Source organism: Myxococcales bacterium (assembly GCA_016716835.1).
GTDB lineage: Bacteria > Myxococcota_A > Polyangia > Haliangiales > Haliangiaceae > JADJUW01.
Map to the genome: position 1 here is coordinate 2,100,720 of JADJUW010000001.1, position 15,400 is coordinate 2,116,119.

The 15,400-nt window shown below is 63.7% G+C and carries 12 protein-coding genes; 5 read left to right on the top strand and 7 right to left on the bottom strand.

What is annotated here, in order from left to right; genetic code table 11:
* Nucleotides 1-21: 21 nt before the first annotated feature.
* Nucleotides 22-1,554 carry an outer membrane protein transport protein gene (locus tag IPL79_09305; GenBank protein ID MBK9071180.1) on the bottom strand — a complete coding sequence of 511 codons (1,533 nt, stop codon included), beginning with the start codon at nt 1,552-1,554 and terminating at the stop codon, nt 22-24.
* Between the two features lie 330 nt (nt 1,555-1,884).
* Between IPL79_09305 and IPL79_09310 the strand changes: the two genes are divergently transcribed.
* Together IPL79_09310 and IPL79_09315 are read left to right on the top strand one after the other, a co-directional pair.
* On the top strand, nt 1,885-2,685 hold the full coding sequence (locus IPL79_09310; GenBank protein ID MBK9071181.1) for a hypothetical protein: 801 nt from the start codon (nt 1,885-1,887) through the stop codon (nt 2,683-2,685).
* Nucleotides 2,686-3,071: 386 nt separating this feature from the next.
* On the top strand, nt 3,072-3,968 hold the full coding sequence (locus IPL79_09315; GenBank protein ID MBK9071182.1) for a helix-hairpin-helix domain-containing protein: 897 nt from the start codon (nt 3,072-3,074) through the stop codon (nt 3,966-3,968).
* 16 nt (nt 3,969-3,984) lie between these two features.
* Here IPL79_09315 and IPL79_09320 read toward each other — a convergent pair whose 3' ends face one another.
* Together IPL79_09320 and IPL79_09325 are read right to left on the bottom strand one after the other, a co-directional pair.
* A complete protein-coding gene (locus IPL79_09320) occupies nt 3,985-5,049 on the bottom strand; it encodes a beta-ketoacyl-ACP synthase 3 (protein MBK9071183.1) in 1,065 nt (354 codons plus the stop codon).
* Between the two features lie 67 nt (nt 5,050-5,116).
* A complete protein-coding gene (locus tag IPL79_09325; protein MBK9071184.1) occupies nt 5,117-5,680 on the bottom strand; it encodes a hypothetical protein in 564 nt (187 codons plus the stop codon).
* Nucleotides 5,681-5,721: 41 nt separating this feature from the next.
* On the opposite strand from IPL79_09325, the gene IPL79_09330 reads away from it, so the two are divergent.
* The gene (locus IPL79_09330; GenBank protein ID MBK9071185.1) at nt 5,722-7,365 is read left to right on the top strand and encodes a hypothetical protein; all 1,644 of its coding nucleotides are present in this window, start codon (nt 5,722-5,724) and stop codon (nt 7,363-7,365) included.
* A 20-nt stretch (nt 7,366-7,385) separates the two neighbouring features.
* Here the strand turns inward: IPL79_09330 and alaS are convergent, their stop codons facing one another.
* The 3 genes from alaS to IPL79_09345 all read right to left on the bottom strand — a co-directional run bounded on the left by alaS (nt 7,386) and on the right by IPL79_09345 (nt 12,902).
* The gene (gene alaS, locus IPL79_09335) at nt 7,386-10,040 is read right to left on the bottom strand and encodes an alanine--tRNA ligase (protein ID MBK9071186.1); all 2,655 of its coding nucleotides are present in this window, start codon (nt 10,038-10,040) and stop codon (nt 7,386-7,388) included.
* Between the two features lie 85 nt (nt 10,041-10,125).
* On the bottom strand, nt 10,126-11,622 hold the full coding sequence (locus tag IPL79_09340; protein ID MBK9071187.1) for a hypothetical protein: 1,497 nt from the start codon (nt 11,620-11,622) through the stop codon (nt 10,126-10,128).
* An 86-nt stretch (nt 11,623-11,708) separates the two neighbouring features.
* Entirely contained in the window at nt 11,709-12,902 is a 1,194-nt protein-coding gene (locus IPL79_09345; protein MBK9071188.1) for a type IV pilus twitching motility protein PilT, read from the bottom strand.
* A 75-nt stretch (nt 12,903-12,977) separates the two neighbouring features.
* Here IPL79_09345 and IPL79_09350 point away from each other — a divergent pair, with 75 nt between their 5' ends.
* Nucleotides 12,978-13,160, top strand: a complete 183-nt coding sequence (locus IPL79_09350) for a hypothetical protein (protein MBK9071189.1) — start codon at nt 12,978-12,980, stop codon at nt 13,158-13,160.
* Nucleotides 13,161-13,175: 15 nt separating this feature from the next.
* Here IPL79_09350 and IPL79_09355 read toward each other — a convergent pair whose 3' ends face one another.
* Complete coding sequence (locus IPL79_09355; protein MBK9071190.1) at nt 13,176-14,687, bottom strand: HAD-IG family 5'-nucleotidase; 1,512 nt, start codon at nt 14,685-14,687, stop codon at nt 13,176-13,178.
* Nucleotides 14,688-14,818: 131 nt separating this feature from the next.
* Between IPL79_09355 and hpt the strand changes: the two genes are divergently transcribed.
* Entirely contained in the window at nt 14,819-15,397 is a 579-nt protein-coding gene (gene hpt, locus IPL79_09360; protein MBK9071191.1) for a hypoxanthine phosphoribosyltransferase, read from the top strand.
* Nucleotides 15,398-15,400 lie beyond the last annotated feature (3 nt).

Below are 15,400 nucleotides of genomic sequence, written 5' to 3' on the forward strand. Positions count from 1 at the left end.
CACGTCGACGCTGCAGGGCCGCTAGAAGCGCGCGGAGACGCCCGCCATCGCGAGCACATAGTGAGATACGTAGCGGCCGCTGTTAAAGGGCGACTCAAATTGTTCGACGCTTGGTCGCAGCGGGTTAACCGGATCGGGTTGACTTCGCTGCCCCCACGCCGTTTGTGCGCCATCGCGACAACCAGGGTCGCCAAGGGTCGGATTACATGCGCCGCCGACGTCGCGCGTGCCCTCGAAGATGTAGCCGGCGCCGAGTTCGAGTTGCACGCCGGCGAGCTGCCACGTAAAGCCACCAGCCACGCTCGTGCGCGCCGCACCATCAATATCTACGCGTTCCCAGCCCGGCCTCGCCGCCGCCGTGTCACGCGCGATGCCGCCTCGCAGCCCGAGATGCGAGCGTCCCACGGGCACGCGCACGTTGCCGCCAAGGCGCAACGACCACACGTCGACAAAGCCGTGGCGAACCGCGACATCTTGCAGCGCAATGCCAAGGGCCTGCGCATCGACGACGACCTCAAAGTCCGAGGCACGGCTCCACGCCTCCCAGCGCACGTCGGCCTCAAGGCTGCCGCGCTCCTGCCCGCGCGCCGAGCGCCAGATGTAGCGACCGCCTACCTCGGCGGTCATCGGCAACGCGAAATCGATGCAGGTCTTCAGCGCCTCCCGTGTGCCGCCCGGGGCGCAGCGCGCGGCCGCATCGGCAACCGGCACGATCTCCGGCGTGATGCCGATGATCTTTAGATCTTTGCTGAGCGTCGCCTGCGCCTCGCCGCGCGCGTTGAGCTGCGCACGAGATTGCCACATCGCGGCGACCTCGACGTGCGGCGACACGCGATAATGCGCGCCGAAGGCCACCTGTGGCACGAAGTTGTCTTTGCCTGCGACCGCAATCGTCGCCTCGTTGCCGATCCACTCTTGATAGTTCGGCGTCGGCATCGTCCACGCGTAGAGCGTCGACGAGATTTCGCCATAGCCCCACGAAAACCTCGCGCCGAGGCGTAGCGCATTGGTGACGCGATAGCCTACCGCGATCGATGGCAAAATAACGGCGGCATCTTGCGCCACGGTGTCGTAGCGATTCGGCGGCGGCGGCGTATTCGGATCGTCGATCACATAGTCGTCGCCCATGTTGCGGCCCGGGTACGCCGCCGGCGCGGCCATGGCTAGCCCAAGCACGAGGCGGCGCGACGGCAGCAGCAAGTCAGACGCAACCGCAAACATAGGCACCGCCTGCCAGCTGCCTAGCCCAACCTCCGGCGTCGTTGTGTTGCGCATCGTCGCATAGGCGCGCCCTTCCCACGGCAGGGTTTGGCCAGCCACCTCGTCGTAAGCACCGCGCCGGGTGAACGCCAACGAATAGTCGATGAGGCTGCTGCCAACTTGCAAGGTGGTGCCACGTTGCGTGGCCAGCCCCGCGGGATTGGTAAATACCGCCATCGCATCATCGGCGGTGGCGACATACGCGCCTGCTTGTGCCTGCGCGGCGGGGCCAAAGCCCGTGACGTATAAGCCGCCAGCGTAAGCGAGCCCGCCATTGGCGACTAGCAGCGTCACAACGACAACGCACGCGAACCAAGGGGTGGGCCCTGCGCAGCTGGCGTGCCTGAGCTGTTGTTCCATTTCGTTGCGGCACAGTTACTCTGCGTGCGGCGATCTGGCAAACGAAATGATGGCGACAGCCGGCGGCCACCAGGGTAGCCAGCCTTGGCTAGAAATCGCGGCAAGCGGCGCGGTGTATAGGGCTGTCCCACCCATTGCTACGACGGCGCCCCTGGCGTGCGACGCCACGCCGCCGTCATCCCGCCCCTATGGGCCGCGCTGGGCGCCTTCGGAACCACGAACCGCGCGCGCGCCCACGGCACGCTACGTGCAATGGTCTACACCATGACAACGCATCCCCTTACCGCCCGTGCCCGCCGCGCAAGCCTGCCAATCGCGGGCGCCCTCTTTGGCGCGTTCACGAGCGCCGCGACGGCAAGCAGCGCGATTGTCGACCAAGCCAATGCCTGGGAAATGAACGTCACGCCGGCGACGAATGCGTATGCCTCGCCGTCAAAGGTATCGGTTGATGCGGGCGGCCTGGTCACCGCCGCCGCGGTCTGCGGTGGCTACGCCGCGCTTGTTGTGCGCGCGACGTATCCCACGCTCACCACCACCGTGATGCGCGCGCTCACCGGATCATCGGCGCCGACTTCCAAGCAATGGAACGACGCCATCGAAAACGGCGCGACCTATCAAAACACCGCCGGCACCTTTAGCCTTGTCGAACAATATTCGATCTATGACATTGCGGGTGGCGACATTCTCGCCAGCGAGTACCTCTCGAGCACCGGCACTACCACGGGCCACACCATGATCGTCGACTCGCTGTGGCTGGACACGGCCACTGTCGCGACCAACATTCCCGGCGTCCCCGTCGCGGACCGCTGGATCGTCGCCATCCACGATGCGACCTCGTCGCCGCATGGAGCCTCAGATTCGCGTTGGAAGGCGGACGCGAATTTTTCTCACGACGCCGGCATCGGCGCCGGCGAAATCATCATCTATGCCGACCACCTCAGCGGCGCTATTATGGGCTGGGCGTGGAGCACCACCACCTCCGTGGTTTACCAAGGCACCGATGAAACGGCGCTGCGCTATCGCCCGATGGTCGCCGGCCGCCTCGCGGGCCCAGGCATCGACTAGGTCGGCATGGCCGCTGCCTCGCTATCGATATTGGGGTCACTCTCGGCCCGAAATTCAAAAGCCATTGCAAGTGGTTACCCTTGCTACTGCGTGATCACGTTCAAGTAAACCTGACTACGCAGCACCGGATCGAACATCTGGCAATTGCGGCCGAATCGGGAGGCGAGAGTGACCCTACACTGCGACCCTACACCGCGAAAAAAGAGCCGCTGCAATAAGCTCGCTGCTTCGGCCGAGGTCGCTGCACCCCAGCGTTGAGTTAAGGGCGGATCAGGTGACGCATTGTGGCGCCTACGGCAGCGGCGCCGCCGCGCTTAAGGTCGTCGATGTCACCAGGCGCATGCCACGGGCCATCCGTGGCACGCCGCGTGCATTTACCGTCTGCCATGAAGCAACCCAACCTATTACTCGCAAGCCTCTCCACCATCCTAGCCTTTGGCACCCTGGCCTGTGTTCAGGCCGACGACCCAGGTGCCGAGGACGTCGAAGATGGCGACAAAGGCGTGCTCGCGATTGGTCTCGAGAACGATGCGCCCGACGTCCTTGCCCTCTTACAGATTGCCAATACCTATACGGCGGATGAGCTCTTCGCCGCGGGCTTGAGCAAAAAAGCTGCCACGAACATCGAGGCGGCGCGGATCGCCAATGGCCCGTTTACGTCGCTGCAAGCCCTCGACAAGGTAGAGCGCGTTGGCGCAACCGCCATCGGCGAGCTGCTTACCTACGTCACGCGGGAGCGCCTCTTTCCCACGTCGCTTCGCATACCCACCGTTTCGAGGGTTTTTTACTACCCATTTTCAAGCTGGCTGGAGGACGACCTGCCGCCCGAAGCCGCTGCCCTGCGGCCCCACATGTGGCTCAACGACGACTACTCGCACGCCGATTTTTACGCGCAACTCAAGACCCAGCTTGAAGCAGAGGGCCGCAGCGAGGACGACGTTGCCTATACCTTGCGCGCAACCAGCTTTTACGACCTCGCTCATTTGCAACATGGTGCTCAAAGCGGCGGCATGCGTCAGCCGTGTTGGATTGGCGACCCGATCGATGCCGTTTACCTCGTCGCGGCGCAGGCTGGCACGCTGTTTCCCGACGGCTACGAGGTCTTCGGCTGGCGCTTTGGCATTGATGGCGAGGCGCACGGGACGCCTACCGAAGGTGATTTCACCACGGCCAGCAAGTGGATCAACCACAGCCCCAATTCGAAAACCGTATTGCTAGCTGAGGGCGTCGAGCGCGCGGCCGCCACCTTCACCACCCTTGGCCCTTGCCGCACGTTTCGATAGCCGAGCCAATTTCGCATCACACCGTGAAAATTGCCGAGCCCCACGTATAGCCAGAACCGAAAACGGTCGACAGGATGCGATCGCCTTTTTTGATTTTGCCTTGCTTGCGCCAGTAGTCGATGGTCAGCGGCACGGTGGCGGCGGTGGTGTTGCCGTACCACTCGATGGTGTTGAGCGCCTTCTCGGGCGGGATGCCGGCGATCTCGACCACCTTTTGGTTGATGCGCAGATTCGCCTGGTGGGGCACGAACCACGTGATGTCGTTCCAGGTAAGGCCGGTGTCCCGCAGCGCGGCCTGGGCCGAGAGGTTCATGTTGCGCACGGCATTGAGAAACACCCGCTTGCCATCCATGCGCGGATACAAATCGATGTTGGTCTCGCGGTCGCTGGCGTCATAATCGACATACGGCAGCTTCTTGATGTCGAAGATTTTCATGTAGAGGCTCATCGCGCCCGAGCCGTCGGCGTGCACCTTGGTATAGGTAATGCCCTCGCCGGCCTTGGCGTCTTCATCGGCGCCGATCACCATCGCGCCCGCGCCGTCGCCAAAGAGCACCAGCACGTCGCGGCCGCGCGTCGAGTAGTCGAGCGAGTGGCTGTGCAGTTCGGCGCCAACCAGTAAGATCTTCTTATAGATGCCGGCGCGGATAAACGCGTCGGCCATTTGCATGCCATAGATAAAGGCCGAGCACTGCTGGCGAATGTCGTAGCAAGGGCAGTTTTTCTTATCGGGGCCGGCGATGCCGAGCTTTTGCTGCAGAAACACGCCTGCGCCCGGAAAATGGATGTCGGGCGACAGCGTGCCGAAGATGATGCAGTCGATGTCGGTCGCCGCGACGCCGGCATCCGCGAGCGCGGCCTGGCAGGCCGCCAGCGCCAAATCGCTGGTCGCCATGCCGCTGCCGGGGGCGACGAAGCGGCGTTCCTTGATGCCGCTGCGGTCTTGGATCCACTGATCGTTGGTGTCGGTGACCGGCTCGGCCTGGCGCTCGTGCTTGTGGTTGAGATAGCGTAGGTCGTCGTTGGTCACGACATTGTCGGGCACAAACGAGCCAATGCCTAGGATCTTGCTTGCCAGCATGGCTGCTAGGTACCGCAGCGACCACGCAATTGCTACGTGTGCCGGCGCCAAGTCGGTTGGGCGTGGACTAAAGCGAGTCTAGGTCGGCTTCGCCGAGGTCGCCGCAGAGCTCGCGCGCGCGCCGTAGCGCGGCTTCCACATCGACGCGCTGCGCTATCGAGGCAAACTCGCCCCAACGATCATTTGGCTTGGCAATGACCGTTTCATCGCCGATCGCGACGCCCCCGCTGTCGCGCGGTGCGGGGATTGCAGCCGGCACCAGCACGGGTACATGCAACGGCAATTGCGGCAGGCCATCGGGCCCATCGACGAAGCCTTTCTCGAGGCGCTTGGTTAGCAGGCTCATCACCACATCGCGGCTCTCGCGCGTCATGCGTGAAAAGCGCACGCCTATGCCGGCCGGGAGCCTTGGCGCGCTCGTCGCCGGGCGATGCCATTGCACGGTGCCAACGCCAATCAGCGCTGGAAAATCGTTGGCCAGGCGAACCTCGAATTTTACCTCGTCGCCAACGGCCGCCGCGGAATTGGTCGGCAAGAACATCCCCGCGCGCGCGACAAACAGCGCGAACTCGTCGACGAACACCTCCAGGGATTCGTAGTGCAATCGCAACTTGACGCTCGCCGCAGCCATTAATTGATATTCTACATGGTTTACGGCTACCGTGTACGTGCATGCGACGCCTCTTGCCCTTCGCCGCGCTCGCCTTGGGCCTCGCCCTCGCCACGCCCGAAAATGGTGCCGTCGCCTCGCCGCACGGGCCGTCGCTGGCGTCGCCCGCCGCCGGGCCAAGGCTCATCACCACGGGTGGCGATGATGAAACGCCATGGGAGCTCGACGTCCAGGCCTTCACGTACTGGTGCGAGCGCAGCGTAAACGAGGTTGGTCACGTCGCCTGGTTCGCCGAACTCGCGGACGTGTCGCCATCGCAGCGGGCAGGCCTCACCGCGGCGCTCGACGCCTGCGTGAAACGGCGGCGGGACCGCCATGGTCGCGTTGGCCTCGCGCTTCCTCGCGAGCTTGCGGTCAAGGTCGCGCAGGGCAGCGCATTTACCGCGAGTGAGCGCTGGCTGCTCGGCTATGTCGACCACATCATCATCGACGACGACTTGGTGGCTCGTGTCGGCAAGCCGGTAAGCCTCGCGCCCCTGCTCGACAAGCCCGAGTTGCGCGGCGTTGTCGAGTATCGCATTCATGCCACGACGCGCCCGGCGGCGGCGGCGGGGGCCTGCGGATGGCTCGCAAGCCTTGGCAACGCGACGACCACCCGGCTGTCTCGGTTATATGTCTCGCCGGCCTGCGATGAGCTGCTGTCCACCTCGCGCCTGCCGACCTTGGCGGCAGTGAAAGGGCTGACCTCCTCCAGCGCGCTAGCGTTGCGATGGCAAGCCAGGCTGCCCGCCCTCATTGAATTTCAAGTTGCCGATGAACGCGATGATGAGGCGACGGAGGTGGGTATCGGCGCCCCTGCCGCCCTGCTGACCAAGATGACGCGCCTGCGCGTGAGCGATCGCGAGTGGCACGTGCTGCGCGCGCGGCCGCTGCCCTTGCTGCGGGAGCTACACGTTGACGTCGTCTCGCTTTCGCTGGCGCAGGTCGCGGCTTTGACGCATTCGGTGAGCTTTCCTGGCATGCAGCGGCTGACGATTACGGTGCCCTCGCTAGCCCCGGACGTTCACATCGCCCTGTGGAAGCAGCTTGACGTTAGCGCCATGCGCTCGTTTGCGTTGCATGCCAGTACGAGCATGACGGCGCGCGCGGCGACCGCCATGATCGAGAGCGCGCAACTGCCGCGACTTCGCGAATTGGAGTTGGTCGGCGCGGTGCTGAGCGACGAGGCGGTCGCGCTGCTTGCGGCGGCGCGCGCCGCCTTTGGCCTGCAAGCGCTCACTCTCCGCATGGCGGGCGTCGATGGCAAAAAGCTTGCCGTGCTGGCGCGCGCGCGTTGGCTGCGCCCCGCCGTGCTCGATCTCGGGCAGAACCCGCTGCACGGCGAGGCCCTCGCCGCCTTTTCGCGCGCGCCGATCGCGGCGAACCTTAGCGAGTTGCGCCTGGCCGGCTGCGGCCTCGACGACGCCGCGGCCCGCACCCTCGCCGCCACATACGGATTTTTTTCGCTGCGCTACTTAGATCTCGCGCACAACGCCTTTACCGACGCGGGCCTGGCAACATTGCTGCGCTCGGGCAGCTTTGCCAGCCTGTGGTGGCTCGACGTGTTCGGCGGCCGCACCACGCCCAATGCACTCTTGTGCGCGACGCAAATCGCGCGGCCCTTGCCGAGCGCACCGTGCCCGGGCTTGCGCTTGATCACGCGCTAACGCACCGCGACCGGCGCGACCTAAAGGGCAGTTATCCAGGCGCGCGCGGCGTCCAGCGCCTGCGGCAGCTTGGCGACGTCCGCGCCACCACCTTGTGCCATGTCGGCCTTGCCGCCGCCCTTGCCGCCGAGCGCCGTGGCCGCCGCAGACAGCCACTGCCCGGCGTGCACCTTGGCAACCAGGTCCGCGGTGACGACGGTAAACAGCGACACCTTGCCATCGCCTGGCGCGGCCAAAAACACGGCGCCCGAGCCGATCTTGTCGCGCAACGCGAGGCCGGTTTCGCGCAGCACCTTGGCGTCATCGGTGTCGATGGTGGCGATCAGTGTCTTGATGCCGCCGATGACCACCGCGTCTTGCAACAGATCGCGACCGCCACCGCCGGCGAGCTTGGCCTTGAGCTTCTCGAGCTCCTTGTCCGTCGCCTTCATGCTGTCCATGAGGCGCGCGACCTTGGCCGCGACCTCGAACTTGCCCGCCTTGAGCTTTTCGCCCGCGGCGTCGAGCTCGACCTCGAGCCGCCGCACGTAGTCGAGCGCGCCGACGCCCGTGACCGCCTCGATGCGCCGTACGCCTTGCGCGATGCCAGCCTCGCTGATGATCTTAAGCAGGCCAATGTCGCCGGCGCGCGCCACGTGCGTGCCGCCGCAGAACTCCAGCGACTCGCTGCCAATGTGCACGACGCGCACGACGTCGCCATATTTCTCGCCAAACATCGCCACCGCGCCTTTTTTCTTGGCGTCGTCGATCTTGAGAACTTCAACCACCGAGTCGACGTTGCCGCGAATCTGTCGATTCACCAGGGCTTCGACCTCACGCAGCTGATCGTCGGTCATCGGCGAAAAGTGGGCAAAGTCAAAACGCAGGCGGTCGGCCGAGACGAGCGATCCTTTTTGCGCGACGTGGCTGCCCAGCACCGTGCGCAGCGCATGGTTAAGCAAATGCGTCGCAGAGTGATTTGCGCGCGTCTGCGCCCGCTTGTCGGCGTCGACGGCAAATTGCACGGCGTCGCCCACGGCGAGTTCGCCGGCAATTACCTCGCCAAAGAGTACGAACATGTCGCCCGTAGGCTTCTTGGTGTCTTCGATGCGCACGCGCGCGCCGGCCGCGGTGGTGAGTTCGCCCTGATCGCCGGCCTGCCCGCCCGACTCGGCGTAAAATGGCGTTTGGTCAAACACCAGCGCCACCTCGGCGCCGAGCTTCGCGGCGGCCACTTGCTTGCCGTCGACCACGATTGCCTTAAGCGAACCGGTGCCCGTCAGCTCGTCATAGCCGGTGAACTTAGTTGCCGGCACGTCGTTGGCGATCGCCTTGAACACGCCCGAGACCGCCTCTTGATCCGAGCCGGTAAAGCGCGAACGCTCGCGCGCCGCCGCCAGCTCGGCGTCAAAGCCGGCGCGGTCGACGCCAAAGCCGCGTTCCTCGGCGATGATCTCGGTGAGATCTTGTGGAAAGCCAAACGTGTCGTACAGCGTAAAGACGGCCTTGCCTGGCACCTTAGTCTCGCCCTTGCCGCGCATGCGGCCAAATTCAGTCTCGAGCAAATCCAGGCCGCGATCGAGCGTAGCGCGAAATCGCTTTTCTTCTTCGAGCGCGACCTCGACGATGGTTTGCTTGCGCTCGGTCAGCTCGGGAAACTGGCCGCTCATCTCGACGATCACGCGCTCGCACACGCGATGCATGAAAGGCTCGGTGATGCCGAGCAGCTTGCCGTGGCGTACCGCGCGGCGAAAGATGCGGCGCAGCACGTATTCGCGCCCGGTCTTGTCGGGAAACACGCCATCGGCGATTAGAAACGCCGTCGCCCGCGCGTGGTCGGCAATCACCCGCAGCGAGGTGTCGGTGGTTAGGTCGCCACCATACGTGACGCGCGCCAAGGCGGCCGCATCGTGCAAGATCGGCAAAAATAGGTCGGTGTCGTAGTTCGACGGCTTGCCCTGCAGCACGCTGGTGACGCGCTCAAGCCCCGCGCCGGTGTCGATCGACGGCGCCGGCAGCGCGAGCAGCGGCCCGCCCGCCACCTTGCGTTCAAATTGCATGAACACCAGGTTCCAGATCTCAAGCCAGCCCTTCCACGACGCCGGATCGGTGGTCGGCCATGCGGGCACCGCGCCGTCCTGAAAATAATGCAGCTCCGAGCACGGACCCATGGGCCCGACGTCGCCCATCATCCAAAAATTGTCTTTCATGCCAAGGCCAATGATGCGCTCGTCGCTAAAGCCGGTGACGCGCTTCCACATCGCGCGCGCTTCGTCGTCGGGGCCCAGCCCCAGCGACGGCTCGCCGCCAAACACGGTGATGCACATGCGCGAGGTGTCGATGCCGAGCTTGTCGGTCAGCAGCGTCCACGCCCAAGCGATCGCCTCTTCCTTGAAGTAATCGCCAAACGAAAAGTTGCCGAGCATTTCAAAAAAGGTGTGATGCCGCGGGGTCTTGCCGACTTCATCGAGGTCGTTGTGTTTGCCGCCGGCGCGCAGGCATTTTTGCGACGTCGTCGCGCGCTTATAGGCGCGGTGCTCGACGCCGGTGAAGACGTCCTTGAACTGCACCATCCCTGCGTTGGTAAACAGCAACGTCGGATCGTTACTCGGCACCAGCGCGCTCGAGGCGACCTGCTCGTGGCCGTGGCTCGCGAAAAACTCGAGAAATGTACGCCTAACGTCGGCTGCCTTCATCACCGGCGCACCCTACCAAATTCGCCACCCCATAGGCGGCGCCATCCGGGCTGAATTGCGCTCAACCTCTGCCAGCTGACGCGGCCTAAAAGTTGAAGCCCGATTGCAGATAACCCGACATGAAATTGTCGCGCGCCCCGCTGACGTCGATGTCGGTGGGGTCATTGTCGCGATTGTTCGACAGCTCGCCGTTGCCACCAAAGGTGTGGGAAAAGCGGCTGTAGCGAAACCCTGCGCGGATATAGACCTTTTTGGTCGCCAGAAAGTCAAAGGCGGCATCGAAGTCAAAGCCCAGCACCTTGGTCGCGCCATACTGATCTTCGCGCTGCAAGTCGCCGGTGCTCATCATGATGAACACCCGCCCATCGACGATAAACTTGGTGCTCTCACCAATCGGCAGGCGCAGCCCCATGCCGGGATCGAGGTATTTATAGGTCACGCTAGGCACGTCAAAGCGGACGTCGCCGGGCAGCGCCGCAAGCGTACTGGTGTCGAAGACAAACTTGAGCTGATTGTAGCGCAGCTGCGCCTGCACCACCGGCCCAGTTTGCGCCTTGCCGACCAACCAACGATACGCGCCGCCGATGGCAAACGACTCCTGCTTGGTGGGGACGGGCACCGAGCGCTCGGCGCCACCGTCATCGCGATAACTCACGCGCGACTCGATCTTCAGCACCCGATCATACGAGGCGAGCAGGCCAATGCGCCGCAGCTTGGGCGCCATCGTGTGAGATTTCGCGGTGGGAAATAGCTCCATTTGCGCGCCGACCATCACCACCGGAAAGCCGAGATACCCTTGTGGTTGGTCGGCGAGCAGCGGATCGGTGGTGAATTGCAGGCGGCGCAAGGAGGCGCCAAGGCCGCCGCGAATGACGAGCAGCTGATCGCGCTTGTCCGGTGGCAGCGGCGTGGACGGCTCATCGTCGGCATCGAGATCACGCTCGCGACGGGACTTGCTGCGCGACCGCGGGGCCTCGTCCTCCTGGGCGGCGTCTTCTTCGTCGACTTCGTCGCGGGCGGGTCGTTTCTTGGCGGCGCGTTTGGCATCCCTGTCCTCGCGCGCATCGCGGTCCTCGCGTGCGTCACGGTCATCGCGGTCATCGCGGTCATCGCGGTCATCGCGGTCGACGTCTCGATCACGCTCGCGCCGAGGCGGCGCTTCGTCGCGCGCGGCTTCTTCGTCGCCCCCTCCGTCGCGAATCGCGCGCATGTCGCCTATGGCCCCGAGCAGCCCGGCGCGCACACGTTTTTCTTCGTCGGCCGAGAAGGTCGTCGTCGCGGTCGTCACGTTGATCGTCTTAAGCGTCTCGCCGGTCGCCGTCTCGCGCACGCGAATCATCAGCGAATAGCCCATGCCGCGGCGCTGCACCGATCCACTGATGACGCCATCGACGCGCGCCTTGGTCGCAACCTTGCGAAGTTGCTCAGGCGTGTTAGCGCCGGTGCCGCCGTCGCGCTTCCACTTTGCGGCGTCGATCAGCGTATTGCCTGGTTCGACGATGTCCGCGACCTGGTCGGTAAACGTGTCGCCCGCGGGTCCCGACAAGGGCATCAGCACCAAGCGGCGCCCGGCGGCGGCCAAAGAGGCGTGGCACATTAAGAAAAGCAGAAGGGCCGTGGCCACCCCCGTCGAGAGCCTGCTCCGTTGTGCCTGTGTTGCTGCCATATTTACTTTCCAAAGCGATCGATTTCGAACTCGTCCTTGCCGCCGTGCTCGCCGCCGCCTTGGTCGTCGCCGCCGCTCCAGCCGCTGCCACCGGCATTGCTGTTGCCGCCGGTCGTACCGCCCTGAACGCCGCGAAAGAGCAGCGCGAAGTCCGATGGACTGGTCGAGTTCTTCACCGCTTCTTCGTACGTCACGAGGCGGTTCTTCACCAATTCCGCCAGGCTCTGATCGAAGCTGATCATGCCGTAGGGGTGCATGCCTTCTTTAATTGCGTCATTGATCTCGCGGGTGCGCATCGGGTCTTCGATCATTTCGCGGATGCGCTCGGTGGTCACCATGATCTCAACCGCGGGCACCATGCCCTTGCCATCGGCGCGGGGCACGAGGCGTTGCGAGATGACGCCGCGCAGGACGGCGCCAAGCGCCAAGCGGGCCTGAGATTGTTGGTGCGACGGGAACATCGAGATAATCCGCGTGATGGTTTCGGTGGCATCCACCGTGTGCAGCGTAGAAAGCACCAAGTGACCAGTTTCCGCCGCGGTGAGCGCAATCTGGGTGGTCTCAAAATCTCGCATTTCGCCGACCAAGATGACGTCGGGGTCTTGCCGCAGGGCGGCGCGCAGGGCCCGCGCAAACGACATGGTGTCAAAGCCCACCTCGCGCTGATTGATGACGCTGCGCTTGTCCTTGAACGTGTACTCGATGGGGTCTTCGCAGGTCACGATGTGATACGCATAGCGCGTATTAATGTAGTCGATCATCGCCGCCAGCGTGGTCGACTTGCCGGAGCCGGTAGCGCCGGTGACGAGCACGACGCCGCGATGCTGGTCGGCGAGCCCCAAGATGGTCTTGGAGAGGTGGAGGTTCTCAAAGCTCGGCACCTCGGGCGGGATGAGCCGCATGACCATGCCGACGGTGCCGCGCTGCTGGAAGAGGTTGACGCGATAGCGCACGCCATCGGGCGTGCCATAGGCCATGTCGATGTCGAGGTTGGTCTCAAAATCGGCGCGCTGCTTGTCGTTCATCATGTGCACGGCAAACGTCGCGATCGCCTCGCGCGTCAGCGCCGGCACGTCGCGCACCGTGCGCAGGTCGCCCTTGATGCGAAAAATTGGCGGCATGCCCGCCTTGAGGTGGACGTCCGATGCGCCGAGCTGCCTGGCGGCGCCGAGCACGCGATCGAGTAATTGGCTCATCTAACAAAATGGTACCGCCAGCCCGTTTGCGGTTGCAAATCTGCCGCCTGCTATCTTGGGTGTGGCGATGTAGGTATGGTACTTGTAAACGCAATGGGCAAGCGCGCGACGAGCCACGGCGAAGACTCGGCGACACGCACCTACAGCCAACTTGATCGCGCGTCACGCGCCGCGCCGTTGTCTGGCTGGGTGATCGCCTTGCTCTCGCTCGACGTCGCCTTGGTGACGGCAGGCGCGCTGCTCTGGCTCAGCCGCTAACGGGAACGCCGACGCTCACACCTCGTGCGGCATAAGCCGCCGCGGTGCGCGAAAATACCGCAGCGGCGAGTAGAAGACAAAGTTCGAGACGCGCGCGGTGTAGATATCGGCGTAGTCGTTGACCTGCTCGCCAAAGCGGCTGTTGTCATTGGCCTCGCGCAGGCATGAACCCCAATGAGGGTTGTAGCCGCGCTCGATCATGGTCTGCAGCGACACCACTTCCTCGGCCATGATTTCCATGCGTTCGCGCAGGCGATCGATTGATATTTTGAGTTGCTTGCGCGTGTCTTCAAGCCGCGTCACGGTTGGCAGCGAGAGCACGGAGGTATCCTCAAGCGTGCGGACGATGCGCTTGTAGCGCAGGGTCTGAAAATCCATTTCGGACTCCAGGTTGCGGCGGCGGCGATCGAGCAGCTCGAGGTCGCGAATCGGCCCCTCAAACCTTTCCGCGACGGCGACCTCGCGATCGAGCTCTTGCAAGACCATGGCGGTGCGCCAGTTGTGCTGCTTGCGCAGGCGCAGGATATCGCCGTAGATGTGGTCGCCGATGTAGAGCACGCGATCGCCGCTAACGCGGGTGAATTCTTCGAGCTGCGCCGAACTGCCGCCTTGGTAGACCTTGTCGCGCATAAAGCCCTTGACCTCATCGGGCAGCGGCTGGCCGGTCGCGAGGTCGATCTGCGAAAACGGGCGCTGTTGGCTAAAGAACAGCGGCTTGGCGCCGCCAACGATCACCAGGTCGAAATACTGGCGCCAGCTCGAATAGCCGCTGATCGCGCCGTTTAGCAAATACGACATCACGGCGTCGGTGTAGTCGTAGAGCGAATTCGTGAGCAAAAAAAGCTTTTTGCCCGAGCTGCGCAGCTTGTGCAGCGTCTCCGCCAGCTGATCGTCCTTCATGATATACGACGCGAGATCGGCCTTGATGATGGTCTTGAGCGAGTCATCGCGATGCGCGAGATCGATCGAGGCGCGGATGTCGCTAAACAGCTTGCTGTAGTCGACCGCCGTCGCCGAGGTGTCATACCAATCGACCAGCGTCGCGTACATGACGGCCTCGGGGAGGCCAAACAGCGTATCGATCCATTCGTAGCGATCCGCCGAGAGGTTGATCTTCTCGTTGCGATAGACCGTTTTGCGCTCGTCGCGCGTGAGCTTGCGAAAGCCGTGAAAGCACCGCCCGACATGCGCGTGGCGGTCCATCTTGAAAATATTGCCCAGCTCGCGGTCGACGACGATGCCGCGGATGGCCCACGACGGGTCATACGTCAGCCCGCGAATCGCCTCGGGGTAGCCGTAGATCTTGATCATGTTGTCGAGCGTGAGCTGAATCGACAGCGCCTCGAGGCGATCTTGATGGTAGAGCGCGATCGTGTAGTCCATGTCGAAGCCGACCATGTCGATCGAATCCATGCGCAGGTTGCGATTGCAAAAGATCCGCCGGCGCCGCGAGATATCGAATTCGATGTCGCTATCGCCGAGCAGTAAGGCCGCCGCCGCGTCGGCGTCGGGCATAATAGGAGCCATGGCAAAATGGTAGCAGCTAGCCTGGCCACGCCGCAGCGGCGCCAACCCAGAAAGCGGCGACCTTCATGGACTTACACCCGGGCGTGGCCGGCCCCGAACCGACGTCAGACCCACGGCGTAGCTTGCGCGCCATGGCCCAGACGACCGTCGCGCTCCCGCCGTCATTTAACCGCCAACATGACCCATTTATAGAACTAATTTCGACCGCGCAAATCGCCACCCGGGTTGCCGAGCTCGGCGCACAAATTACCAAGGACTACGGCGAGCTCGTCGTCGCCAAGGAGGTCATCGTGATCGGCGTGCTCAAGGGGTCGTTTTTGTTTATGGCGGATTTGGTGCGGCACATTGCGCTGCCCGTCTACGTCGACTTCATCAGCATCGCCTCATATGGCGATGCCACCGAGTCCACCGGCGTTGTGCAAATCACGCACGACCTGACGCGCTCCATCGAAGGCAAACACGTCATCATCGTCGAGGATATCGTCGACACCGGCCACACGGTGCACTATCTCATGCAAAATCTCGCGACCAGGCGGCCAGCCAGCGTGCGCTTGGCGTCGCTGCTACACAAGCCCGAGCGCGCCGAGCGCGACATCAAGATCGACTATCTCGGCTTTACGATTCCGAACAAATTCGTGGTCGGCTACGGCCTCGATGCGGCCCAGCTTTGGCGCAATCTGCCATATATCGGTTACGTCCCCAACGCCTAAGCG

What these genes read in the sequence shown, in the direction of transcription:
- IPL79_09350 (MBK9071189.1), top strand. Translation starts at nt 12,978, where the DNA reads ATGGTACTTGTAAACGCAATGGGCAAGCGCGCGACGAGCCACGGCGAA.
- IPL79_09310 (MBK9071181.1), top strand. Translation starts at nt 1,885, where the DNA reads ATGACAACGCATCCCCTTACCGCCCGTGCCCGCCGCGCAAGCCTGCCA.
- IPL79_09330 (MBK9071185.1), top strand. Translation starts at nt 5,722, where the DNA reads ATGCGACGCCTCTTGCCCTTCGCCGCGCTCGCCTTGGGCCTCGCCCTC.
- IPL79_09325 (MBK9071184.1), bottom strand. Translation starts at nt 5,680, where the DNA reads ATGGCTGCGGCGAGCGTCAAGTTGCGATTGCACTACGAATCCCTGGAG.
- IPL79_09345 (MBK9071188.1), bottom strand. Translation starts at nt 12,902, where the DNA reads ATGAGCCAATTACTCGATCGCGTGCTCGGCGCCGCCAGGCAGCTCGGC.
- hpt (MBK9071191.1), top strand. Translation starts at nt 14,819, where the DNA reads ATGGCCCAGACGACCGTCGCGCTCCCGCCGTCATTTAACCGCCAACAT.
- alaS (MBK9071186.1), bottom strand. Translation starts at nt 10,040, where the DNA reads ATGAAGGCAGCCGACGTTAGGCGTACATTTCTCGAGTTTTTCGCGAGC.
- IPL79_09315 (MBK9071182.1), top strand. Translation starts at nt 3,072, where the DNA reads ATGAAGCAACCCAACCTATTACTCGCAAGCCTCTCCACCATCCTAGCC.
- IPL79_09355 (MBK9071190.1), bottom strand. Translation starts at nt 14,687, where the DNA reads ATGGCTCCTATTATGCCCGACGCCGACGCGGCGGCGGCCTTACTGCTC.
- IPL79_09320 (MBK9071183.1), bottom strand. Translation starts at nt 5,049, where the DNA reads ATGCTGGCAAGCAAGATCCTAGGCATTGGCTCGTTTGTGCCCGACAAT.